Genomic DNA, 22526 nt, shown 5'->3' on the forward strand with positions numbered 1-22526 from the left:
AGTTGATTCAGCCACTTGCAGTGGGTGGTGCACTTAATTGCGAGATTCTTTTCACACTGCAATAAAAAAGCGTGATCCGCCGCTCATCTCCCTCCTTCGTTTTCGCGAACCTTTTACTAGAATCCAGAACAGTACACATGAAGCTTGTGACTCGATCCTAACGCCTGTGTTCCATAATTGGAGCAAACGCGTGGTCGTCCGGTGCTTCTCGTTTGTTGGGGTAATTGATTGGGTGAGGAGAATGGCCAGAGTGAAACCGGGTAGTAGTCTTTTCTCTGGTGGGGGTAAGAGCGTCGCCGGCCCTTGGTCGATTGATGGCGCACGCCCGGAGCCTGTGTTGCAATCGGTGATGCCCGGGGCAGCGGTTATGCCCCGTGACGTGGTTTGGGTCGCTGGCGGCGGGGCGGCCACCGATGCCCTCCAGGCGCTCTCCAGGGATTGGCGCCTGCACCGGATCACCCCGGGACGGGCAGCCCGCAGCGTGAATCTTCAATCCGTGCGTGTTGGGCTGCTGGACCTGGACGCCCCCTTGCCATCCTCGGTTGTCGAGCTGGTACACCAGCACCAGCATATCCAGTGGATCGCCCTCATCCCACCAGGACTGCTCCTGCAGGAGAAGGTGCGGGAGCTCATCCGCGAGTGCTGCTACGACTTTCACACACTGCCGCTGGATCACGGGCGCTTGGAGGTCACCCTGGGGCGTGCCTACGGCATGGCCGATCTGGAGGCGCTGGACGAGCCCCCGGAGCCGGACTGGGAGGGCCGTGACGGCACGCCGATCATAGGTAACAGCGCTCCCATGTTGCAGTTGTTCAAGCGCCTGATGCGCGTGGCCGATTCCGATGTCCCGGTGCTGGTGCAGGGCGAGAGCGGCACGGGCAAGGAGCTGGCGGCTCTGGCCGTGCACCGGAACTCCCGGCGTGCCGGAGGGCCCTTCGTGGCAGTGAATTGCGGCGCCTTGCCGCCACAGCTCATTCAGTCGGAGTTGTTCGGCCATGAATCCGGGGCCTTCACGGGTGCCAGCCGCCGCAAGCTGGGGCAGTTGGAATTGGCACACGGCGGCACGCTGCTTCTGGATGAGATCGGTGATCTTGGCATGGAACTGCAGGTCAACCTGTTGCGGTTCCTGCAGGAGGGCACCATCTGGCGTGTGGGCGGTGTGCAACCGGTCAATGTGGATGTGCGTGTGGTGGCGGCCACTCACGTGGACCTGGCCGATGCCGTTGACGCCGGGCAGTTCCGCGAGGATCTCTACTACCGGCTCAACGTCATTCAGCTGGACATGCCGCCGCTGCGCGACCGGGGGGGCGATCTGATGCGTCTGGCGCGCTTCTACCTGGAGCGCTACCGCCACCAGCGCCCGCGCCTTCGCGGCTTCACCCAGGCAGCGGTGGAGGCTTTGTACCGACACCATTGGCCCGGCAATGTGCGCGAGCTGGTCAACCGGGTGCAGCGGGCGGTGGCCATGGCCGAGGGGCGGCTGATCGCCCCGGAGGACCTGGGGCTGCGCCCGCCTACAGAAGACCATCCGAAGACGTTGGCCCAGGCCCGTGCCCGGGCCGAGCGTGAGTCGGTGGAAGCAGCCCTCCGTGAGTGTGCTCACAACGTCTCCCGGGCAGCGCGCCAGCTGGGCATTGGGCGGGTGACGTTGTACCGCCTGATCAATAAGTACGGGATAATCCTTCCGGGGCGTTCCTGAGCGCAGCGCATTGCCCCGGGGGTACGGGGCTTGGAGAAATACCGTGGAGAACCGCGCTTTAAAGCAGTGGCTGTATTGTCTGTGCCCGATCGTGCTGGGCGTGCCCATGGTGGCCCTGGCCCAGGAGTCTCGTCCGGAGGTGGGCGAGGCCCCTGAGGGCGGGGAGCCGGAGGTGGCGGTCTTTGAGCAGCGCGGCCTGCTCACCCCGCAAGGGCGATGGGTGTTGGAGCCCTCGCTCTCCTACGTGCACAGCAGTGCGCTGGAGGTTTCCATCGAGGGGTTCACCATCATTCCGGCGCTGGCCATCGGGCTCATCGATGTCAGTGAGACCGAGCGCGACACGCTCACCGCCGCCGTGGCGGCCCGTTATGGTGTCACCGACCGGTTCGAGGTGGCGTTGAAGGTGCCCTATGTCTACCGCGAGCAGCGGGTGCGCCGCCGGGATATATTGGTGGACACCGAGATGGCCCGGATCTCCGGGTCCGACGGTTACGGGTTGGGCGACGTGGAATTCAGCATGCACTACCAGATCAATACCGCCGACCGCGGGGGCCCCTTCTACATCGCCAACCTGAAGGTGAAGACACGGACCGGGAAGGATCCGTTCGAGGTGGACCGCCGCGACGTTGTTGACGAGGACGGCAACCGAATCGGTGAACTATTCGATGAACAGCCCACCGGCTCGGGGTTCTGGGGGGTACAGCCCAGCATCACCATGATCTACCCCACCGACCCCGCCGTGATCTACGGCAACATCAGCTACCTGTGGAACGTGGAGCGGGATGTGGGCTCCGGCTTCGGCCGGGTGGACCCGGGTGACGCCATCGGTGCCAGCCTGGGTATGGGCATCAGCCTGAATAACCGCACGTCGATGAGCCTCGGCTATGATCACAGCGTGGTGCAGCGCACCCGAACAGAGCGGGACAGCGGCCTGGACGCGGTCTTCAGCCGGCGCCAGGTGGGCACGCTGCTGTGGGGGGTTTCGCACCGGGTCAGCCAGCGAAGCACCCTCAACCTGTCGGTCGGCATGGGAGTGACCGAGGCGGCGCCCGATGTGCAGATCTCGCTGCGGATGCCGATGCGGTTCTGAGGGGGCGGGTCAGTGGCTGATACTGCCCTCGATCAATTGGCGCTCCAGCGAGCGGGCCAGATCGCTCCGGGGCATCTCCACGTTATTGAGCTCCAACTGCATGATGGTGGTGTGCTGGATCTGCTGGCCGTCCAGCTCGTTCTGGATGGCCGTGACCCAGCCGATGGTCTGATCACTTAGCTGCCGGACGGTGGTGCCATCGTTGCCGGTGTTGATCACCACCTGCCGCAGCGCATCGGCGGGCACGTTGCCACCACGGCCCAGCGGGGCCAGTTCCCGTAGCACCGTGCGGTGCACCTCCTCCCCGTTGATCGCGGTGGCCTGCTCCAGGCCGATGGCGATCTCCATCCCGTTCCGTCCGAAAAAACCACCGCGCTGTTCGGCCAGCACTTCATCCGGTACCACCCGGGTATCGTCCGGGCCGGGTAGCGGTTGCAGGGCCAAGGCGGCGCCCGCGGGGGCCAGAATGAGCAGTGTCAGTAGGCAGGGCGTCAGAATGGCGCGCATGGCCGGAATGCTCCTCGGATCATCGGGGTCACCATTCGCCGGCCCGGGGCAGGTGCAGCATCAGGTTGGCGATGCTTTGCCTCGCCAGGCCGGACTCCAGCGGGGCTCGGGTGACCGCCTGCCAGGTCTTCCCCACATTGAAGCTCGCTTGGGCCCGGTCCAGTTCGTCCCGGATGATGAACAGGATGTTGTTGACCTGGACCTCTTCAAATTCCCGAAGGGTGTAGCTCTGCACGCCCAGGGCCGGGTCGCCCACCAGTACCTGGTTTTCGTGAATGCCCTTGATCACCACGAAGTGCCGGTAGCCCTCGGTCTCTATCATCGTAATGGCGGGTACGCCGAGTTCCTCCAGGTCATTGAGGCCCAGACGGAAACCGTCGCTGGACAGCCCCACTTCGCCCTCCAGGTATCGCTTCATGTCGAGCATGGAGAAGCCTTGGGTCTGGATCAGCGCCTGGTCGCCGGTGCGATACATGCCGTCGAACGTCGCTGTCTCCGGGGTGGGGCGGCCGTAATGGTAGGTCAGCAGTGTCGCCAGGGCGGCCGAGCCACAGCTGAAGTCGTACTGTTGAGGGACCACGGAACGGAAACGCAATGTTTTCAGACTGTCCACCTGGACTTCCATGGTCCCGAGGGTGCCGGGGATCACGGCGCCGCCAGCGGATGCAGCTGGTGGCAGGGCCGGCAGCAGGGCCAGTGCGAGGCCCCATGAGAGGACAGTGCGCTTGTGGATCATAACGATTGCCCTCAGGGGTTAACCGATATGTTGATCACCATGGATTCCTGAATGGCCACGTTGTGGCCGCTGTTCTGTATGACGCTGAAAACGCCGCTGGCATCGCCGAATGCCCCCGCGCCGATGATGTTCTGGCCGCTGTGCCCCCCGATGACCTGGTTATCCCGCAACTCGATGGTCGAAAGGGCCTGGCCGAGCTGGAGGTTGGTGACACCCTGACGCGCCCGTTGCTCACCGAGTGTGTCGGTATTCACCGCGGTGGCCAATGTGTCGGGTGACAGGTGGCTCTGGTTGGCCTCGGGGTCGAGGGCATGGGTGGCGCCGGCCGCGCTCAGCAATGCCAGGGTGATGAGGGGGACACCTAACCGGCCGTAAAGCCTGGGGATTAAAGTAGGCATGACCATTCACTCCGGAAGTCAGCAGGACATCTGAACGGATGGCGGGCCCGTGGGCCCGCCATCCGCCTGTTATGCCGGACGTGGCTTCAGGTTAGTTGCCACCCACCTCCAGGTGAGCCTGTACCGAGACCTGCTGTTGGTTCAGCGAGTTGGCCCCAGAGTTCTGGGACAGCACCGTGATGCCGGCTGCACCGTTGAAGGACTCGCTGCCGATGATGTTGTCGGCGTTGTAGCGCAGTTCGCCCTCACCACCGCCAAAGGTCACGCTGTTTCCGGTGACCTGGCCGGAGAGCTCGTTTTGAGTGACCACCGCGTTGACCTCCAGCGTGGTGTTGAAGCTGTCGGTCGCGTTGCCAGAGTCAGCGGTGTTGACGCTGTTGTCGGAGTTGTCGTTGTAGGAATCAGCGATGCTGTTATCGGAGTTATCGCTGTTGTCCGAATGATCACTGTTGTCGGAGTTGTCGTTGAAGGAGTCGGCGACACTGTTGTCCGAGTTGTCGCTGTTGTCCGAATTGTCGTTGCCCGAGTCAGCGATGTTAGTGCTGTTGTCGGAGCTGTCGTTGCCCGAGTCAGCGATGTTAGTGCTGTTGTCGGAGCTGTCGTTGCCCGAGTCGGCAACATTGGTGCTGTTGTCCGAGTTGTCGTTACCCGAGTCGGCGACGTGGGTGTTGCCGCTGTCGTTGATGCTGTTGTCGGAGTTGTCGTTGCCCGAGTCGGCGATGCTGGTGCTGTTATCGGAGCTGTCGTTACCCGAGTCAGCGACGTTGGTGCTGTTGTCGGAGTTGTCGTTACCCGAGTCGGTGAGGCTGTTATCGGAATTGTCGTTCTGTGAATCCGTCAGGCTGTTGTCGGAGTTATCATTGCCCGAGTCAGCCACGTTAGTGCTGTTATCGGAGCTGTCATTGCCCGAGTCGGCGACGTTGGTGCTGTTGTCCGAGCTGTCGTTACCCGAGTCGGCGACGTTGGTGCTGTTATCGGAGCTGTCGTTGCCCGAGTCAGCGATATTGGTGCTGTTATCGGAACTGTCATTGCCCGAGTCAGCCACGTTAGTGCTGTTGTCGGAACTGTCGTTCTGTGAGTCGCTCACGCTGTTGTCGGAGCTGTTGTTATTGGAGTCGCTGTTGACCGTGGCGGTGGAGTACTCGTTGGCGGAAGCACCCCCATCGCCTGCCGAGGATGTAGCCGTTGCGGTTTGATCACCCGCCTCGCCCTCGGAGGTGTTGGTCGGGTTGGCCATGGCCACCGAGGAGGCGAACCCGAAGGTCAGTGCCACTGCGGTCGCGATCAGAGTCTTCTCGAATTTCATCGTCAAATCTCCATCGGTTGACTGCTACATGCGTCTTGGTTCGTGGCGCAAGTGGCTTGTGTGGGCCCCCGAGCCACGCAGACCGTGGAACGCAGGTTTCGGGCCAGTCGAAACATAACCAGTAAAAACAACTAGTTATGTTTGGTCAGGGCGAGCGATGGAGGGCGTTGTTGTTTCATGCCGAATACACGGCAAAAGTGGGTTTTCAGCTGTTATTGGTGTAAATCTCTGAAAGGAAAGAGGAAGCTTGATCAGGAAGGGTGATTCCGGAGGTAGACAGCGCGGCGTCTAAAGGATTCTGAGACCCCTGAGCCGGTCCTCCTGGCTTTGCTCTTCACTGCCCTCGGACTTGCCGTCCTGGATGGCCTGGGATTCCATCACACGTCGGCGCTCCTCCTCGGACAGGGTGACGCCCAAGAGTTCGAGTACCGCGGCGTCGTCATCACTGATCAGAGTGTCGCGATTCCAGAGCGGGACGTTGCCCCGCCGGAGCAATTGGGGAACAAAGTCGGTGGTTACAACCACATGCCGGCGCAACTGCCGGAATATGACATCCACCAGGTGCGTCAGGCGCAGAAGTCTGTCGCGGTGCAGGGATTGTTGCTTGTCAGTGGGGTCAAGGTGGCGGTTGTACCCCATCAGGATGGACACGCTGGGCTTGCCATCCGCCTGGGTGAGGTAGCGCCCCAGGGCGTGGGCATCAAGGTCGCAGGGGAGCCCGCTATCATCGAACAGGCGCAAAGGTACCCGGCTGACCTCGGCGCTTTGGACCAGTAGATCCATGAACGCCTGGACCGTCCGTCTTTTTTCCGACCCGAGGGGGCCTAGTGGCACTCGCGCGCCCTGGGTCAATCGCCCTTTCGGCGGCGGCGTGAACGACTGTTGCTCACGGTAGTACCGCACCGTGACCAGTTCGAGACTGAGGAGCAGGCGGCCGTAAAACTCCAGTTCCATGTTGTCGCCCACGGGCGGGGCGTCGGCGAAGCGGCCCTCATGCTGGTGGATCTTGCGCCCGGCGATGATCAACTGCTGCTGGCGTTCGGGGGCGAGGGGCTCGTGGCAGAGCTTGTGTGCCAGCCGGTAGATGGGGTCCCGTTCGATAGGGTGGGGCAACTGTGACCAGAAAGCGTAAGCGCCATCCCGTATGGCGTACTCGGATTCCGCCCACAGCGTGAGGGCCAGCGCGCGTGCGCTGAACGCGGCCTGCTCACGGCGGCCGGGCAGAACCTGGGCCGGTTCTGCGCCGGGTGGGTTGGGGGACATGGCGGGTGCTCTCCTGATATTACCCAATGCCACTTATGGTAATGGCGCCGGCCCGACCAAGCAAAAAAAGTGTTTGCGTTTTTCAACCTGGGGCGTATAGTCGGTCCTGCAGTTGATGTTCTGTAGCACGTTCGGCAGTACCCCTCCGTGGTAGTCACTCCCGTTTGTCCTTACAGCAACACCTGCAACACCGTAAGTAACGATCAAACGAGGAAGACTATCCATGATCACCGGTACTGTTAAGTGGTTCGACGACGCCAAGGGCTTCGGTTTCATCACCCCCACCGACGGTGGTAAGGACGTGTTCGTGCATCACTCCGCCATCAACGGCTCCGGCTTCAAGAGCCTGGCCGAGGGTCAGCAGGTCCAGTTCGAGACCCAGAACACCCCCAAGGGCCTGGCTGCTGCCAACGTGACCGCGCTGTAAGGTGCGGTGCGTGACCCGGGCCTGGCCCGGGTCGGCTCTAAAAGCCCTGCCTCCGTGCAGGGCTTTTTTGTGGGCGAACGGTTAATCTGAAAGTCGGGGCGCTCCCGCGCTGCCACGGAGATAGGCCGCAGCAAAATCTTCACCGGCGGCCGGCCGACCTGTCTTGAAACCCTGTACCAGCGGCACTCCGTACTGCTGCAGGGCACTCAGTTGAGCGTCAGTCTCCACCCCCTCAGCAACCACCTTCAGCTCCAGCTCCCGTGCCAGGCCGCTCACGGCGGCCACGATGGCGCAGCCTCCCTTGCGACAGGTGCCGAGATCGGAGACGAAACTTCGGTCGATCTTGAGCGTGGTGACCGGCAGTTGCTGCAGGTAGGTGAGCGACGAGTAGCCGGTGCCGAAGTCATCAATGGCGACCTTGCACCCCAGGTCGCGCAGGCGTTGCAGGGTGCTGATGCCCCGGTCGGTGTCGTGCATCAGCGTGCTCTCGGTCAGCTCAAAGCTCATAAGCCGCGGGTCCAGCTCGCACCCTTTCAGCATGGCCTTCAGGTCGTTGAGCAGGTCACCTTGCCAGAACTGCCGCGCCGAGAGGTTGATCGCCACCGGCACGGGGTCCAGCCCCGCCTGCTGCCACGCCTTCAGCTGGGTACAGACCATGCGCATCACCGCCCGCCCCAGCGGGATGATCAGGCCGGACCGTTCCGCCAGGGGTATGAACTCACCCGGCGACACCGGGCCGCGCTCCGGGTGGGTCCAGCGTAGCAGCGCTTCTGCGGAATGCAGCGCACCGCTCTCACGGTCGAAAATCGGCTGGTAATGGACGCTCAGGCCGTTGCCGGTCTCTGCCGTGTCGCGCAGTGCCGTCTCCAGGGCCAGCTGGCTGCGCACCCGGGTGTCCATCTCGGGGGCGTAAAGCCGATAGGTGTTGCGACCCTCCTCTTTGGCCCGGTACATCGCCGCATCCGCGGCCCGGATCAGCTCGTCGGCATTCCCGCCGTCGTCCGGGTAAAAGCTCAGGCCCACGCTGCAGCCCACGCGGAAGTCGTGGCTATCGATGACGTAGGGCTGGCTGATGGCCCCGATGAGGCGCTGTGTCGCCCGGGTGGCTTCGTCCACCTCGTGGAGGTCCGGCAGCAGGGCGATGAATTCGTCTCCACCCAGTCGCGCCAGGGTGTCGTCCTCGCGCAGGTTGTCGCGCAGACGCTCAGCAACACTGAGTAGCAGTTCGTCGCCCACGGCGTGGCCCAGGGTGTCGTTGACCTGCTTGAAGTGGTCCAGGTCGATGAACAGTACCGCGAGGCGCTGGCGGTGCCGGTGGGCGTGGCGCACGGCCAGTGACAAGCGATCGTCCAGCAGCCGTCGGTTGGGCAGCCGGGTGAGCGGGTCGTAGTAGGCCAGCTGGCGGACCTGCCGCTCGTTCTCCCGGATGTGGGTGATGTCGGTGAACAGCCCGGCGTAATTGGTGGTCTTGCTCTCGTCGTCGGTGATGGCGGTGATGGTCAGCAGTTCCAGGTACAGTTCGCCGCCCTTGCGCCGGTTCCAGATCTCGCCGCGCCAGTAGCCCTGCTCCTGCAGGGTTGTCCACATTTCCTGGTAGAAAGTCGGTGGGTGCCGTCCTGAGGAAAGAACGGCCGGCGTGCGCCCGGCCACCTCCTCCAGGGTGTAGCCCGTGAGGTGGGTGAAGGCCGGGTTCACGAACTCGATGCGGGCCTGGTCATCGGTGATGATGATGCCCTCCAGCGAGGAATCGATGACCCGCTCCGCCAGTTGCAGGTGCTGGCGTGATTGGGCCAGCGCCTGGTCGCGCTGTTCCAGGGCGCGGCGCAGATCCTTTAGGTAGACCTGCTCTGTCCCGGCCAGCATGTCGCGAAAGCCGAGTAGCCCGGTGACCCGCCCCTCGTCGTCCAGCACCGCCAGGTGCCGGACCTTGTGGTCCATTAGCAGATCACGGGCATGGATCAGCATGTCGTCCACGGACACGGTCAGGAGCGGGCGACTGGCCAGGGTGCCGATCGGGGTGTCACCCGGGTGGTTCGCGATGAAGCGCACCAGGTCCCGCTCGGTTACGATGCCCAGGTCACCCTCGGCGAAGCGGATCACGGCGGCATCGCGCTCCATTTCGCGCATCCTTCGGGCCACGGCAGAGAGCAGCACATCCGCCTCCAGCACCAGTGGGGTGCTGCGCATGGCCGCGCCCACTTCGCGCAGCCGCAGGTAGGCCTCCATTCCCTGGTTCAGGGCCACGTCGGTCTGTGAGAGCACACCCTCGGGATTGCCCCGGGCATCGATGACCAGGAAATGGCGCCGATTCTCACTGCGAAAGCGCATGGCGGCCTCACCCAGCTCGGTACCAGCATGGATGCAGGCCACTGGGCTGCTCATGACCTCGCGAATGGCCACCCGGGTGGCCGAGTGATCGGAGAAGTCCACCGCCAGTGCGTCCCGCTCTGTCCAGATCCCCACCGGCTCGCCGTCGCGCATGATCAGGATGGAGCTGCACTGCCGCTCCGCCATGCGGGCGGCCGCCTCGCACAGCGGGGTGTCCGGTGTGCAGTGGAGTATGGCCGGCTGGACGATGCGTTCTACGGGTAGTCGGTGGCTCATGTGATGGCGGTTCCCGCTGGGGGTGTCAGGTGTCGTGGGGTTGAGAGCGACATGCAAAGTGCCGGGCTTTCCGGCACCATGAGGGCCTCATGATAAGCCCGAATCGAGGAGGGGTATACACATGAAGGTGACCAAGGTCATGACCCGCAAGCTGATCACCGGCAGTCCGGAGGAAGGCTTGCGCGAGGCGTTCTTCAAGATGAAGCAGAACCGTATCCGTCACCTGCCGGTGGTGGATGGAGACATGAACCTGCTGGGCTTGGTCACTGATCGTAACCTGCGCCGGCCGGACTGGGTGGACGAGGCGCCGGATATCGCGCACGTCTACTACCTGGATGACAACATGACGCTGGGCGACGTGATGACCACCGACGTGATCGCGGTGCACACCTACGATCACGTGGACAAGGCGGCGCGGATCATGCACGAGAACCGCTTTGGTGCGGTGCCGGTGCTGAACAAGGAGGAGCGGCTCGACGGCATGCTCTCCGCGGTGGATCTGCTGGTGGTGCTGGAGGACCTGCTCAACGAGCAGCGGCGGATGAAGAAGAAGTAGCGTTTGGGCTGTTCTGCTTCGGCGATGGTTCTCGCCAGGGGACGGATTGTGGGCGGGGGCGGGATGTTCCCATGGGGCTCCGAATGCGCCCCCCTTCGGGGTCCCCTGTGCTACTCGGGAAAATCGGCGGCGCGAGAACTCGCTTCGCTCAAACAGCTCGCGCCTTTTCTCCGATTTTCCCTGCGTTGCTCGGTGCGCATAAGTCGCCCCATGGGAACATCCCGCCCCCGCCCACAATCCACTCGCAGGCACCCGAGCCGGCTACTTGCCCATCAGCAATCGCAGCCGGTCCCGCGCCTCCGCCACCCGGGCCCGGACCTGCGCCGGCGCGGTGCCCCCCAGGTGGTTGCGGGCCGCCACTGAGCCCTCCAGCGTCAGCACCTCGAACACATCCTCGGCGATGGTGTTGGAGAACTGCTGCAGCTCATCCAGTTCCAGTTCGCCCAGGTCGCGGCCCTCGTCGGTGGCGTAGCGCACTGCCCGGCCGACGATCTCGTGGGCGTCGCGGAAGGGCACCCCCTTGCGCACCAGGTAATCGGCCAGGTCCGTGGCCGTGGCGAATCCGGCGCGGGCTGCGTCGTAACAGGCCTGCCGCCGGACCTCCATGGCCGGCAGCATGTCGGCAAACGCCGTCAGCGCGTCGCGCAGGGTGTCCGCGGTGTCAAACAGCGGCTCCTTGTCTTCCTGGTTGTCCCGGTTGTAGGCCAGCGGCTGCCCCTTCATCAGCACCAGCAGGGCGTTGAGGTTGCCGTGCACGCGGGCCGTCTTGCCGCGCACCAGCTCCGCCACGTCCGGGTTCTTCTTCTGGGGCATGATCGACGAGCCGGTGCAGAAGCGGTCCGGCAGGTCGATGAAACCGAAGTGGGGCGAGGCCCACAGGATGACCTCCTCGGCCATGCGCGAGAGGTGCGTCATCACCAGCGCGGCGGCGGCGCTGAATTCGATGGCGAAGTCGCGGTCGCTTACTGAGTCAAGGGAGTTGCGGGTGGGGCGGTCGAAGCCCAGCTCGCTGCAGGTCTGCTCGCGGTCGATGGGGAAGCTGGTGCCGGCCAGCGCCGCGCAGCCCAGCGGCATCTGGTTGAGTCGCTTGCGGCAGTCTTCCAGCCGGCCCTGATCGCGGACCAGCATCTCATGCCAGGCCAGCAGGTGGTGGCCGAAGGTCACCGGCTGGGCCACCTGCATGTGGGTGAAGCCGGGCATGATGGTGTCCGCCTCCAGCTCGGCCAGCTCCACCAGGCCCGCCTGCAACCGCATCAGCTCCTGCAGAATCCCGTCGATGGCCTCGCGTAACCACAGGCGGATGTCGGTGGCCACCTGGTCATTGCGGGAGCGGCCGGTATGCAGTTTCTTGCCCGCCTCACCGATCAGGTCGGTGAGGCGCTTCTCGATGTTCATGTGCACGTCTTCCAGCTTCGGCGACCACTGGAAGCGGCCCTGCTCGATCTCCTCGCGGACCTGGCCCAGGCCGTCGATGATCCGGTCGCGCTCGTCGGCGGTGAGTACCCCCACCTCGGCGAGCATGCGGGCATGGGCCATGGAGCCGGCGATGTCCTGGCGGTAGAGCCTGCGGTCGAAGTGCTCGGAGGCGCTGAACTGCTCGACGAAGGCGTCGGTGGCCTCGGTGAAGCGGCCGGTCCAGAGTTGTTCGCTGGTGTTCTTGTCGGTCATGGCGCTGCCCGTGTTGCGGGGTGAATGAGACCGTTGAGTATATCAGCCGCGCTGAGGGGCTCGCAGAGACGGGCGGGGCGGCGGAGATTGTCCGCCGGGGCCGTGAGCCGCTATGGTTGAGGCGTTCTGGGGGTGCCAGGGAGACAGCGGCGTAATGGAGCGCAGGGAGACCGACGGGGGACGGCACGGCTTTCTACCCGACTTCTGCCACCTGCACACGGTGCTGGCGGTGGTGCTGGCCGGGCAGATGCTGGCCTTCGTGCTGTTCCTGGCCCGCCCGGCGACGCAGTGGGACTGGCAGACACTGGGGCTGATCTCGCTGCACGTCCAATGGGTGGTGCTGCTCAGCACCGCGCTGCTCTGCCTTTCCCGCGGCTGGCTGGCGCGGCTGGGGGCGGAGGCGGCGGCGCTGCTGGCCTGGCTGGGTATCGTGCTGGTGGCCGTGGTCACCGCCGAGCTGGCCTGGTGGAGCACTGGCCCCCTGCTCGGCGGTGCGCGCTGGGAGTTGCTGCTCCGGTCGATGGCCATCAGCGGCATTATCGCCGCCCTGGTGTTGCGCTACCTCTATCTGCAAGAGCAGTGGGGCCGGGGCGTGCGTGCCGAGAGCCGGGCACGGATGCAGATGCTGCAGTCGCGTATCCGCCCTCACTTCCTGTTCAATGCCCTCAACACCATTTCCGCGATGGTGCGCCAGGCCCCGGAGCGGGCGGAGCTGGCGCTGATGGACCTGGCCGACCTGTTCCGCGCCGCCCTGCGCGAGACCGGCAGCCAGTCCACCCTGGACGAGGAGCGGGCCCTCACCGAAGGCTACCTCCGCCTGGAGCAGGTGCGGCTGCAGGAGCGGCTTCGGGTAGTGTGCGAGCTGCAGGCCCTGCCCGGTGAGGCGCTGCTGCCGCCGCTTATCCTCCAGCCGCTGGCGGAGAATGCCATCCTGCACGGCATCGAGCAGCTGCCCGAGGGGGGCGAGGTCAGGCTGCGCGGCTGGCGCGAGGGCGATACGCTGGTCCTGCGCATGGCAAACCCGGTGCCGGCGGGGGGGTCGGCGCGCACCGGCCACGGCCTCGGCCTGGAGAGCGTGCGCCGGCGCCTGCAGTACGGTTTCGGGTCAGCCGCCAGCCTGCAGGTTCAGGAGGAGCAAGATCGTTTCATGGTTGAGATGCGCTGGCCCTACCGCGAGGGGAAGCCGTGAGAGTGCTGGTAGTGGACGACGAGCCCTGGGCCCGCCGCCGGCTGGCCGAACTGGTAGAGGCCGAACCCGGCCACCAGGTGGTGGGCGAGGCGGGCGATGGCGAGCAGGCCCTGGCCCAGGTGAGGGACAAACACCCCGATCTGGTGTTGCTGGATATCCAGATGCCGGGCATGGATGGCCTGGAGGTGGCGCGACGCATCGCGCGTCGCGAACGGCCGCCGGCGGTCATCTTCATCACCGCCCACGCCGAGCACGCCCTGGAGGCCTTCGAGGCGGAGGCCAGTGATTACCTGCTCAAACCCGTCCGGCGCGAACGGCTGCAGGCCGCCCTGGCGCGGACTGGCCACGTGAATCGCGTGCAGCTCCGCGGAATGGCCGGGCAGGCCGCCGACCCGGAGGTCCTGCGCTGCCGCACGGCCCGCGGTGAGCGCCTGGTCCCGCTGGATCGCATCCACAGCCTGCGGGCCGAGGACAAGTACGTCGTGGTCGGCCACGACGAGGGCGGTGAGCTGCTGCTGGAGGATTCGTTGAAGGCCTTGGAAGGGCGGTTCGGCGAGCGTTTCCTGCGGGTCCACCGCTCCGCCCTGGTGGCACTGGACCGGGTTCAGGCCCTGGAGCGCGATGCCCTGGGCCGTCACGAGGTGGTGCTGGAAGGGGGGCTGCGCCTGCCGGTCAGCCGGCGCCATCTCCCCGGGGTGCGTCAGGCCCTCCGCCACCTGGCGCAGCAGGGGTAGCCCTTCGGTCCCCGGCATTTCCATGGCATGCTAGACGGCACATCGGCTGCAACCCATGCAGCCCCGCCCCTCATCCACAGACCGGTTCGGAAGCACAACCTATGCCCCAGGACACCCTGCGCATCGCCACCCGCCGCTCCCCGCTCGCCATGTGGCAGGCCGAGCATGTAGCCGCCGAGCTCAAGCGCCACCACCCCGGCTTGGCGGTGGAGCTGGTGCCCATGTCCACCCGGGGTGATCGCATCCTCGATCAGGCGTTGTCGCGTATCGGGGGCAAGGGGCTGTTTATCAAGGAGTTGGAACAGGGCATGGAGGAGGGGCGCGCCGACCTGGCCGTGCACAGCATGAAGGACGTGCCCTGGCGCATGCCGGACGGTTTTGTCCTGCCGGTGATCCTGGAGCGGCACGAACCCACGGACGCTTTTGTCTCCAACCACTACCGCAGCATCGACGACCTGCCTGAGGGTGGTCACCTGGGCACGGCCAGCCTGCGCCGGCAGTGCCAGGCCAAGGCGCGGCGGCCCGACCTCAAGGTGTCGACCCTGCGCGGCAACGTGAATACGCGGCTGGGCAAGCTGGATGCCGGCGAGTTCGATGCCATCATCCTCGCCGCCTCCGGGCTCAGCCGCCTGGGCTTTGACGACCGTATCGCCCGCCGGCTGCCCCCCGAAGAGAGCCTGCCCGCGGTGGGCCAGGGCGCGCTGGGCATCGAGTGTCTCGCCGACGACGAGCGGGTGCAGCAACTGGTGGCGCCGCTGGACCACGGCCCCACCCATACGCTGCTCAAGGCGGAACGGGCGATGAACGCGCGCCTGCAGGGCAGCTGTCAGGTGCCGATTGCCGGCTACGCTTGTTACGAGGGGGATGGTATCTGGCTGCGCGGGCTGGTGGGCAGCCCGGATGGTGCGGATATCGTTCGCGGCGAGATCCGCGGGCCGCTGGAGCAGGCCGCCGCGCTCGGTGACCGGCTGGGCGAGGAGCTTCTGGAGCGCGGGGCCGCCCGCATTCTGGCGGCGCTAGCGGACTGAACATGGGGCTGCCTGCGGGGTACGGTGTGCTGGTGACCCGGCCCACCCACCAGGCGCAGGGCCTGTGCCGCACGCTGGAGGCGGCCGGGGCGATGGTCTGGTTGTTGCCGGCGCTGGAGATCGAGCCCTTGTCCGCCGCGGAACTGCCGGCGGAGGCCGTGGCCCCGCTGGGCCGGGCGGACTGGCTGGTCTTCGTTAGTCCCAACGCGGTGCGCCACGGGTTGGCGTGCATGGCGCGACACGGCATTCGCCCGCGCGCCGATGTGCGGATCGGGGCGGTGGGCAAGGGCACCGAGCGGGCGCTGGCCGAGGCCGGCCTGGCGGTGAGCGCGGTGCCCGATGCCGGCTTCACCAGCGAGGACCTGGCGGCGGAGGCCGCTTTTGGCGACATGCGCGGGCAACATGTCATGATAGTCCGGGGCGACACCGGGCGGGGCTGGTTGGGGGCACACCTGCGGGCCTGCGGGGCCCAGGTGGACTACCTGGCGGTCTACCGGGCGGTCCGGCCCCGGGTTGACGTGGCGCCGGTGCGGGAGGCACTCCAATCGGGGCGTTTGCACAGTGTCATAATCACCAGTGCCCGTGGTCTGGATAATCTTTGGTTTATGCTGGGGGATAGCGGGCGCGAATCGATGCAACGGCTGGCGCTGGTTACGGTAAGTCGGCGCATCGCCCGCCATGCGGAACAGGGTGGGCATACAGGGCCTATTGTGGTCGCGGCCTCTCCGGCCGATGGGGACCTGCTCGAGGCGGTCCATCAGGCATCAGAACATCACAACACGAGATGATCGGTCATGCAGGATAATAAACCTGAACGGGATGAGGATAAGCCCCAGTCCGAGCAGAACGGGGGTGAGGGCCGTGAGCTGACGGCAGCAACGGCGGCGCCTGAACCGGGGAAGGGGGGCGGTGAGGAGACGCCCCCCGCTAACGGCGGTGGCAGCGGCTCGGATGACGGCCGGCAGGGCGGCCCCTGGAAGCAGGTGGTGGCCCTGTTGGTCGTGGTCCTCGTGCTGGGTGCCGCCGCGACCTGGTGGCTCACGACAGAGCTGCGGGAGCTGCGGGCCGAGCAGGGGCGCATGGTGAGCGCTGATCGGTTGGACGAGCGCAGTGACTCACTGGAGCGGCAACTGGCCCGGCTGGAGGACCGCCTGGACGAAACCAGTCAGCGCGCCTCCTCCGCCCGTGAGCGGGCCGACGAGGCAGGTGGCGATCTCGGAACGCTACGGGAACAGCTCGATGAGCTGCGCGCCCGGCAGGGTGGCTTCGAGGAAGGTCTGGAGCGGCTGGGCGCGCGGGCCGAGGCCAACCGCGAAAACTGGATCCGATCCGAGGCGGCGTACCTGGCCACGGTGGCCGTGCACCGCATGCGTTTCCACCGTGACCCCAAGACCGCGCTGGGGGCCCTGCAGGCCGCCGACAAACTGCTCGCCGATATCGGCGCGAGCGAAAGCGTCCCCGCCCGGGTGGCGTTGAACGAGGCGGTCAGCCAGGTACTGGACTGGGCGCCGCCGGAGGTGGGCCGACTGGCCGGCACCCTTGAGGACCTGGAACGGCGCGTGGACGAACTGCCCATGCCGGCGGACCGGGTCGCCGGGGGCATCGACCTGCCCACCCTGGCCGGCGACGAGGACGACCCGGCCTGGCTGGCGCGGATCAAGGACGCCACCGGTCGCGTGCAGGCCGGACTGGGCGAGCTGGTGGTGGTGCAGCGCGAGGAGGCCGCACCGCCGCTGATCGCCCCGGACCAGCGCTACTTCCTGCGCGAGAACCTCAAGTTGCGCCTGGAGGCGGCCCGCATGGCGGCGCTGCACGGCGATCAGGGGCTTTGGGAGGACAGCCTGGACCGGGCCCATGAATGGGTGCTGGCGCACTTTGACACCAGCGACCTGGATGTTGAGGAGGTGGCGGATACCCTGGAGCGTCTGCGCCGCCAGGATATCGATCCGGAGTTGCCGGACATCGCCACCACCCTGGAACCGGTCAAGCCGTTCCTTTAAGGGCGGAAGGAGAGCGACATGAGAGCCTTGCTGATCGCCCTGGTCGTGCTCCTGGCCGCCGTGGCTGCGGCGGCCTGGTTGCAGCCGCACACCGGCTACCTGGTGCTGTCCATCGCCGGCTGGCGCATCGAGACCAGCCTTATCTTCGCAGTGCTGTTCGTGGCCGTGGTGCTGGTCGTCCTGCAGGTCCTCTGGGTGGTGCTTGACCGCACGGTGGGCCTGCCCAAGGCCTTGAGCCACTGGTCCACCCGCCGCCGCAAGGAGAAGGCCCGTGGTGAGCTGGCCAAGGGGTTGCTGGCCCTGGCCGAGGGCCGCTACCGCAATGGCGAGGATCTGCTGCTCAAGCACGTGGAGCGCAGTGACTACCCGCTGATCAACTACCTGGGTGCCGCGGTCTGTGCCCAGCGCCGGCACGCCACCGATACCCGGGACAGCTACCTGGCCCTGGCCGAGCAGACCGGCAAACGGTCCGGCCCGGCGGTTCACCTGCTGCAGGCCCAGCTCTACATGGAGACCGGCCAATGGGAGCAGGCCCTGGCGAGCCTTACGTCCGCCTACGAGCGCAACCCCAACCACCACCGCACCCTGGAGCTGATGCGAGACTGCTGCGTGGCGCTGGAGGACTGGGAGCGGTTGGGGCGGCTGATCAAACCGCTGCGCAAGAAGGGCATCATCGGTGCTGAGGAGGCGGATGAGTACGCGGGGCATATCGCCCGTGACAAGATCGCCCGGGCGGGTCGCATTGGCCTGGGTGATCTGGAGTCGGCCTGGTCCAAGCTGCCCCGGGGCCAGCGTAACGACGACGAGGTCGTGCTGGCCTACGTGGATGCCCTGCTGGAGTTGGATGAGATCGACCGCGCCGCCAACGTGCTCAAGCGCCAGATTGACGAGACGTGGGACGAGCGCTTGGTGATGCGGTTCGGGGTGTTGGAGCAGGTGGGCGCCGACTGGCAGATGCAGCAACTGAAGCGCTGGCTGCGCCAGCAGCCGGACAACCCGGCGTTGCTCTACGTCGCTGGCCGTATTGCCCTGCGCCAGCACGATTGGGACCGGGCCCGGGAGTACCTGGAGCAGGCGCTGGCGCGCCGGGCCCGCCCCGAGGTCTACATGGCCCTCGGCGCATTGCTGGAGTTCCAGGAGCGGCCCGATGACGCCCGGGAGCTGTACCGCAAGGCGCTGGGGATGGTCAGCGAGAGCATGGCCACGGATCTGCCGGAGCTGCCGGTGCCCAGCACCCTGGAGGCCGAGGCCCGTCCGGAGGACGAGATCACCGCCCGGCAGACCGGTCAGGAGGATACGGTCGCGGTGCGTTCCTCCACCTGATTGTCCCGCCCAGCCTGCCCGGGGGGCCGGCCCCCGGGCAGTGCCTGGTCCACGCCCCGGCTACCCCTCCCGCGGGGTGGCGCTCTCCAATTGCCTGGCCAGGCCATCGTGGCCGTGGTGGGTGGCCCATTCGGCCGGCGTGCGTTCGGTCTGGCCGCGCTCGGCGGGGTCGGCGCCGGCATCCAGCAACGCCTTGGCGATCCCCGCGTGCCCGGTCTGGGCGGCGTGGATCAGCGCGGTGCCCCCGGTGGAGCGCTCCACTTGACTCGGGTCCGCCCCGGCCGCCAGCAGTTTTTCCACGACTGGCTGGTGTCCCCGGCGGGTGGCCACCATCAACGGCGTGAAGCCGGCCTCGTCCGCCGCGTCAATGTCTGCTTCCGCCTCCAGCAGCCGGGCGACCACCCCCGTGTCACCGGACTGGGCGCCCCGCATCAGCGGCGTGTAGCCGCACGGTTCGGTGGCGTGCGGGTCGGCACCTCGTTGCAGCGCGTGCTCGACACCCGCCAGGTCGCCCTCCATGGCCGCTACCATCAGGGCGGTCCGGCCGTGTTCATCGCGCACATCCACCCCCTCCGGCAGTAGGCGCGGCACGGCGACGATCAGCACCAGGACGATGGCCAGGACGATGAAGGGGTGATCGGCGAGCAGGCGGGCGAACGGATTCATGGGCAACGATCTGGCTGGATTAGACCCCTCGACCATAAACATTCGGCGAAAAGAATACAAAGGGGCGCGCGCAATGGCCGCAGCGGGCGCCCAACGGCAAAGGCCCGGCCCCCTGAAGCCCAGGGGCCGGGCCTTTGCCGTCATTCGAGGTCAGCGCCCTGGGCGGTGCCTGGTGCCAGCGCGCCTCCGGAGCGTCAGCCTTGCGGCTTGGTGATCCGCAGCGCCAATTCCTGGAGCTGGGCGATGCTCACCTGGGCGGGGGCATCGGTGAGCAGGCAAGCCGCGGTCTGGGTCTTCGGGAAGGCCATCACCTCCCGGATCGAATCAGCCCCGGTCATCAGCATGACCAGCCGGTCCAGCCCGAAGGCGATGCCGCCGTGGGGCGGCGCGCCGAAGTCCAGCGCATCCAGCAGGAAGCCGAACTTCTCGCGGGCCTCCTCCTCGCCGATGCCCAGCAGACCGAAGACCGCCTGCTGCATGTCCTGGCGGTGGATACGCACCGAGCCGCCGCCCAGTTCGGTGCCGTTCAGCACCATGTCGTAGGCGCGGCTGATCAGCTGTTCCGGGTCCTTGCCCTCCAGCTCCGCCGGGTCCTCCACGTTGGGCGCGGTGAAGGGGTGGTGCAGGGCGTACAGTCGACCGTCCTTCTCGTCGTACTCGAACATGGGGAAGTCCACCACCCACAGCGGGCGCCACTCGTCTTCCACCATCTCCAGGTCGTGGCCGAGGCGCACGCGCAGGGCACCCAGCGCGTCGTTTACCACCTTGGCCTTATCGGCCCCGAAGAAGATCAGGTCGCCGGCCTGGGCCTCGGTGCGGGCGAGGATGCCGTCCACCGCCTCGTCGGTGAGGAACTTGAGGATGGGCGACTGTAGCCCCTCGCGGCCCTGCGCCGGGTCGTTGACCTTGATGTAGGCCAGGCCCTTGGCGCCGTAGCGGCCGACGAACTGGGTGTAGTCGTCGATCTGCTTGCGGGTCAGGCTGCCGCCGCCGGGCACATGCAGCGCGGCCACGCGGCCGCGCGGGTCGGCGGCCGGGCCGGCGAACACCTTGAACTCGACCCCGCCCATCAGGTCGGCCACCTCGACCAGCTCCAGCGGGATCCGCAGGTCCGGCTTGTCGGAGCCGAAGCGGTCCATGGCTTCGGCATACTGCATGCGCGGGAAGGGGTCGGGCAGGTCCACCTGCAGTACGTCGGCGAACAGCCGCCGCATCATCCGCTCGGTCAGGTGCATGATGCCCGCTTCGTCCATGAAACTGGTTTCGATATCCAGCTGGGTGAACTCGGGCTGGCGGTCGGCGCGCAGGTCTTCGTCCCGGAAGCAGCGGACGATCTGGTAGTAGCGGTCCATGCCCGCCATCATCAGCAACTGCTTGAACAGCTGCGGCGACTGGGGCAGGGCGAAGAAGCTGCCCGGATGGGTGCGGCTGGGCACCAGGTAGTCGCGCGCGCCCTCGGGCGTGGCACGGGTGAGCATCGGGGTCTCGATGTCCAGGAAGCCGTGGTCGTCCAGGAAGCGGCGCAGGTTGCTGGTGATGCGGGCGCGGGCGCGCATCCGCTGCAGCATCTCCGGGCGGCGCAGGTCCACGTAGCGGTAGCGCAGGCGCACGTCCTCGCCGGCTTGCTCGTGCTCGTCGAGCTGGAAGGGCGGGGTCTTGGCGGCGTTGAGGATCTCCAGCTCGAGGCCCAGCACTTCCACCTGGCCGGTGGGCAGGTCGGGGTTCTCCGTGCCGGCCGGACGGCGGCGCACCCGCCCGCGGACCTTCAGCACGAATTCGTTGCGCACCCGCTCCGCCAGGGCGAAGGTCTCGGCGCGGTCGGGGTCGAACACCACCTGCACCAGGCCCTCCCGGTCGCGCAGGTCGATGAAAATGACGCCGCCGTGGTCGCGCCGCCGGTGGGCCCAGCCGCAGAGGGTGACTTCCTGATCGAGATCGGTTTCGCTGACGTGTCCGCAGTAATGGGTACGCATGATTGGGTGTGGAACCGTTGTGCTGTGGGATTCGGGTGGGCGGCCGCAGGCCAGGGGCCGGGCCGGCTCAGACGCGCAATGGTAAGATGCCCCCATGATTGGCGCAAGGAAACGCCAGTTTTGGGAGGCGCTGGGGGTGCCGGGGCGGTGGTATTTCCGATGACCCGACTTTGGCGCACCGAGCAACGCAGGGAAAATCGGAAAAAAGGCGCGAGCTGTCTGAGCGAAGCGAGTTCTCGCGCCGCCGATTTTATCGAGTAGCGCAGGGGACCCCGAAGGGGTGCGCCATCGGAGGGTCATCGGAAATACCACCGCCCCGGCACCCCCAGCACCCTAATTGCCGCGCTTGGGTATCAGGGAGGATGCGAAAATGGCGATCACGGACTGGCCGGCCGATGAACGGCCGCGGGAGAAGCTGCTGGCACGCGGTGCCGGCGCGCTGTCGGACGCGGAGCTGCTGGCGATCTTTTTGCGCACCGGCCGCCGCGGCCTGTCCGCGGTGGACCTGGCGCGGGAGCTGCTCGACGGTTTCGGCGGTTTGCGCCCGCTGCTGGAGGCGGACCTGGACGGTTTCTGCAGCCACGCCGGGCTGGGGCCGGCCAAGTTCACCCAGCTTCAGGCGGTACTGGAAATGGCCCGCCGCCATTTGCAGGCGGAGCTGGAGCGGGGCGACGCCCTGAACAGCCCGGACCAGGTGGCTCGTTACCTCTCGGCGCGGTTGCGCCATCAGCACCGGGAGGTATTCGCCTGCCTCTTCCTGGACAACCGCCACCGGGTGCTGCGCTACGAGGAGCTGTTCCAGGGGACCATCGATGCGGCCAGCGTCTATCCGCGCGAGGTGGTGCAACGGGCGCTGGCCCACAATGCCGCGGCGGTGATTCTGGCGCACAACCACCCCTCCGGCGTGGCCGAGCCGAGCACCGCCGACCGGGCGCTCACGCAGCGGTTGCAGGACGCCCTGGGGCTGGTGGACATCCGGGTGCTGGACCATTTCGTGGTCGGTGACGGACGGCCGGTCTCCTTTGCCGAGCGCGGCCTGATCTGACTGAACTGGGTTTGAGTGATAACGGGCGGGGGCGTGAGCCGGCCCGCCGGGAGGAAGGGGCGATGAAGACGTTCACCGATGCCGACGGGCGGGCCTGGGACATCACCGTGGGGCGGCAGTCCTACGGCCTGGCGCTGGCACTGTTCCTGCCGCGGGACGGGGGCGAGGTGCTGCAGGCGGCGCTGCCGGTGGATAACTGGGTGGAGGCGGAGCGCTACCTGGCCGGTCTGGACGAGGCGGGCCTGGTGGCACTGCTGCGGGACGCGGAGCCCCACGGACTCTAGGCGGTCAGGTGGCCGACGGGGGTGTGCGCC

At 66.5% G+C, this 22526-nt stretch carries 21 protein-coding genes; 12 read left to right on the forward strand and 9 right to left on the reverse strand.

Annotation, left to right across the window (positions count from 1 at the left end):
- Positions 1-349 precede the first annotated feature (349 nt).
- Together DFR31_RS12010 and DFR31_RS12015 are read left to right on the forward strand one after the other, a co-directional pair.
- A complete protein-coding gene (locus DFR31_RS12010) occupies positions 350-1699 on the forward strand; it encodes a sigma-54 dependent transcriptional regulator (RefSeq protein WP_425452572.1) in 1350 nt (449 codons plus the stop codon).
- Between the two features lie 106 nt (positions 1700-1805).
- Positions 1806-2789, forward strand: coding sequence for a transporter (locus tag DFR31_RS12015; protein ID WP_121442990.1), 984 nt, complete (start codon positions 1806-1808; stop codon positions 2787-2789).
- A gap of 9 nt (positions 2790-2798) precedes the next feature.
- On the opposite strand, the gene DFR31_RS12020 is transcribed toward DFR31_RS12015, so the two are convergent.
- From DFR31_RS12020 to DFR31_RS12040, 5 genes are all read right to left on the reverse strand, one after another.
- Positions 2799-3194, reverse strand: a complete 396-nt coding sequence (locus tag DFR31_RS12020) for a hypothetical protein (RefSeq protein WP_121442991.1) — start codon at positions 3192-3194, stop codon at positions 2799-2801.
- A 130-nt stretch (positions 3195-3324) separates the two neighbouring features.
- Positions 3325-4032 (reverse strand): C39 family peptidase, encoded by a 708-nt coding sequence (locus DFR31_RS12025; protein ID WP_121442932.1) that lies wholly within the window; start codon positions 4030-4032, stop codon positions 3325-3327.
- Between the two features lie 11 nt (positions 4033-4043).
- Complete coding sequence (locus DFR31_RS12030) at positions 4044-4430, reverse strand: hypothetical protein (RefSeq protein ID WP_245971184.1); 387 nt, start codon at positions 4428-4430, stop codon at positions 4044-4046.
- A gap of 91 nt (positions 4431-4521) precedes the next feature.
- Positions 4522-5307 carry a hypothetical protein gene (locus DFR31_RS14130; protein WP_425452573.1) on the reverse strand — a complete coding sequence of 262 codons (786 nt, stop codon included), beginning with the start codon at positions 5305-5307 and terminating at the stop codon, positions 4522-4524.
- Positions 5308-6024: 717 nt separating this feature from the next.
- A complete protein-coding gene (locus tag DFR31_RS12040; protein ID WP_121442934.1) occupies positions 6025-6999 on the reverse strand; it encodes a hypothetical protein in 975 nt (324 codons plus the stop codon).
- A gap of 223 nt (positions 7000-7222) precedes the next feature.
- Between DFR31_RS12040 and DFR31_RS12045 the strand changes: the two genes are divergently transcribed.
- A complete protein-coding gene (locus DFR31_RS12045) occupies positions 7223-7426 on the forward strand; it encodes a cold-shock protein (protein WP_121442935.1) in 204 nt (67 codons plus the stop codon).
- Between the two features lie 81 nt (positions 7427-7507).
- On the opposite strand, the gene DFR31_RS12050 is transcribed toward DFR31_RS12045, so the two are convergent.
- Complete coding sequence (locus DFR31_RS12050) at positions 7508-10030, reverse strand: EAL domain-containing protein (RefSeq protein ID WP_121442936.1); 2523 nt, start codon at positions 10028-10030, stop codon at positions 7508-7510.
- A gap of 121 nt (positions 10031-10151) precedes the next feature.
- On the opposite strand from DFR31_RS12050, the gene DFR31_RS12055 reads away from it, so the two are divergent.
- Positions 10152-10586, forward strand: a complete 435-nt coding sequence (locus DFR31_RS12055) for a CBS domain-containing protein (protein ID WP_211328301.1) — start codon at positions 10152-10154, stop codon at positions 10584-10586.
- A gap of 261 nt (positions 10587-10847) precedes the next feature.
- Here DFR31_RS12055 and argH read toward each other — a convergent pair whose 3' ends face one another.
- Positions 10848-12254, reverse strand: coding sequence for an argininosuccinate lyase (argH, locus tag DFR31_RS12060; RefSeq protein WP_121442938.1), 1407 nt, complete (start codon positions 12252-12254; stop codon positions 10848-10850).
- A 154-nt stretch (positions 12255-12408) separates the two neighbouring features.
- Between argH and DFR31_RS12065 the strand changes: the two genes are divergently transcribed.
- The 6 genes from DFR31_RS12065 (at position 12409) to DFR31_RS12090 (ending at position 18528) form a co-directional block, all read left to right on the forward strand.
- Positions 12409-13443, forward strand: coding sequence for a sensor histidine kinase (locus tag DFR31_RS12065; RefSeq protein WP_170153687.1), 1035 nt, complete (start codon positions 12409-12411; stop codon positions 13441-13443).
- Complete coding sequence (locus DFR31_RS12070; protein ID WP_121442940.1) at positions 13440-14177, forward strand: LytR/AlgR family response regulator transcription factor; 738 nt, start codon at positions 13440-13442, stop codon at positions 14175-14177. Before DFR31_RS12065 ends, DFR31_RS12070 begins: the two co-directional genes overlap by 4 nt.
- Positions 14178-14278: 101 nt before the next feature.
- On the forward strand, positions 14279-15205 hold the full coding sequence (hemC, locus tag DFR31_RS12075; protein ID WP_121442941.1) for a hydroxymethylbilane synthase: 927 nt from the start codon (positions 14279-14281) through the stop codon (positions 15203-15205).
- Between the two features lie 2 nt (positions 15206-15207).
- Positions 15208-15993 (forward strand): uroporphyrinogen-III synthase, encoded by a 786-nt coding sequence (locus DFR31_RS12080; RefSeq protein ID WP_121442942.1) that lies wholly within the window; start codon positions 15208-15210, stop codon positions 15991-15993.
- 6 nt (positions 15994-15999) lie between these two features.
- Entirely contained in the window at positions 16000-17205 is a 1206-nt protein-coding gene (locus tag DFR31_RS12085; protein WP_121442943.1) for a uroporphyrinogen-III C-methyltransferase, read from the forward strand.
- Positions 17206-17223: 18 nt separating this feature from the next.
- Positions 17224-18528, forward strand: a complete 1305-nt coding sequence (locus DFR31_RS12090; protein WP_121442944.1) for a heme biosynthesis HemY N-terminal domain-containing protein — start codon at positions 17224-17226, stop codon at positions 18526-18528.
- A 60-nt stretch (positions 18529-18588) separates the two neighbouring features.
- On the opposite strand, the gene DFR31_RS12095 is transcribed toward DFR31_RS12090, so the two are convergent.
- A complete protein-coding gene (locus DFR31_RS12095; protein ID WP_170153688.1) occupies positions 18589-19194 on the reverse strand; it encodes an ankyrin repeat domain-containing protein in 606 nt (201 codons plus the stop codon).
- 194 nt (positions 19195-19388) lie between these two features.
- On the reverse strand, positions 19389-21167 hold the full coding sequence (aspS, locus tag DFR31_RS12100; RefSeq protein ID WP_121442946.1) for an aspartate--tRNA ligase: 1779 nt from the start codon (positions 21165-21167) through the stop codon (positions 19389-19391).
- Positions 21168-21537: 370 nt separating this feature from the next.
- Here aspS and radC point away from each other — a divergent pair, with 370 nt between their 5' ends.
- Both radC and DFR31_RS12110 read left to right on the forward strand, forming a co-directional pair.
- Positions 21538-22212: a RadC family protein gene (gene radC / locus DFR31_RS12105; RefSeq protein ID WP_121442947.1), complete on the forward strand. Its 675-nt coding sequence runs from the start codon at positions 21538-21540 to the stop codon at positions 22210-22212.
- Positions 22213-22274: 62 nt separating this feature from the next.
- Positions 22275-22496, forward strand: a complete 222-nt coding sequence (locus DFR31_RS12110; RefSeq protein ID WP_121442948.1) for a hypothetical protein — start codon at positions 22275-22277, stop codon at positions 22494-22496.
- Positions 22497-22526 lie beyond the last annotated feature (30 nt).

It is taken from the genome of Alkalispirillum mobile, from assembly GCF_003664325.1.
Classification (GTDB): domain Bacteria; phylum Pseudomonadota; class Gammaproteobacteria; order Nitrococcales; family Halorhodospiraceae; genus Alkalilimnicola; species Alkalilimnicola mobilis.

Bases quoted from the DNA above. Each gene is read 5' to 3' on its own strand.
- argH (WP_121442938.1), bottom strand. From the start codon at position 12,254: ATGACCGACAAGAACACCAGCGAACAACTCTGGACCGGCCGCTTCACC.
- DFR31_RS12080 (WP_121442942.1), top strand. From the start codon at position 15,208: ATGGGGCTGCCTGCGGGGTACGGTGTGCTGGTGACCCGGCCCACCCAC.
- hemC (WP_121442941.1), top strand. From the start codon at position 14,279: ATGCCCCAGGACACCCTGCGCATCGCCACCCGCCGCTCCCCGCTCGCC.
- DFR31_RS12085 (WP_121442943.1), top strand. From the start codon at position 16,000: ATGCAGGATAATAAACCTGAACGGGATGAGGATAAGCCCCAGTCCGAG.
- DFR31_RS12045 (WP_121442935.1), top strand. From the start codon at position 7,223: ATGATCACCGGTACTGTTAAGTGGTTCGACGACGCCAAGGGCTTCGGT.
- radC (WP_121442947.1), top strand. From the start codon at position 21,538: ATGGCGATCACGGACTGGCCGGCCGATGAACGGCCGCGGGAGAAGCTG.
- DFR31_RS12040 (WP_121442934.1), bottom strand. From the start codon at position 6,999: ATGTCCCCCAACCCACCCGGCGCAGAACCGGCCCAGGTTCTGCCCGGC.
- DFR31_RS12055 (WP_211328301.1), top strand. From the start codon at position 10,152: ATGAAGGTGACCAAGGTCATGACCCGCAAGCTGATCACCGGCAGTCCG.
- DFR31_RS12015 (WP_121442990.1), top strand. From the start codon at position 1,806: ATGGTGGCCCTGGCCCAGGAGTCTCGTCCGGAGGTGGGCGAGGCCCCT.
- DFR31_RS12030 (WP_245971184.1), bottom strand. From the start codon at position 4,430: ATGCCTACTTTAATCCCCAGGCTTTACGGCCGGTTAGGTGTCCCCCTC.
- aspS (WP_121442946.1), bottom strand. From the start codon at position 21,167: ATGCGTACCCATTACTGCGGACACGTCAGCGAAACCGATCTCGATCAG.
- DFR31_RS12065 (WP_170153687.1), top strand. From the start codon at position 12,409: ATGGAGCGCAGGGAGACCGACGGGGGACGGCACGGCTTTCTACCCGAC.
- DFR31_RS12090 (WP_121442944.1), top strand. From the start codon at position 17,224: ATGAGAGCCTTGCTGATCGCCCTGGTCGTGCTCCTGGCCGCCGTGGCT.
- DFR31_RS12025 (WP_121442932.1), bottom strand. From the start codon at position 4,032: ATGATCCACAAGCGCACTGTCCTCTCATGGGGCCTCGCACTGGCCCTG.
- DFR31_RS12050 (WP_121442936.1), bottom strand. From the start codon at position 10,030: ATGAGCCACCGACTACCCGTAGAACGCATCGTCCAGCCGGCCATACTC.
- DFR31_RS12110 (WP_121442948.1), top strand. From the start codon at position 22,275: ATGAAGACGTTCACCGATGCCGACGGGCGGGCCTGGGACATCACCGTG.
- DFR31_RS12010 (WP_425452572.1), top strand. From the start codon at position 350: ATGCCCGGGGCAGCGGTTATGCCCCGTGACGTGGTTTGGGTCGCTGGC.
- DFR31_RS12095 (WP_170153688.1), bottom strand. From the start codon at position 19,194: ATGAATCCGTTCGCCCGCCTGCTCGCCGATCACCCCTTCATCGTCCTG.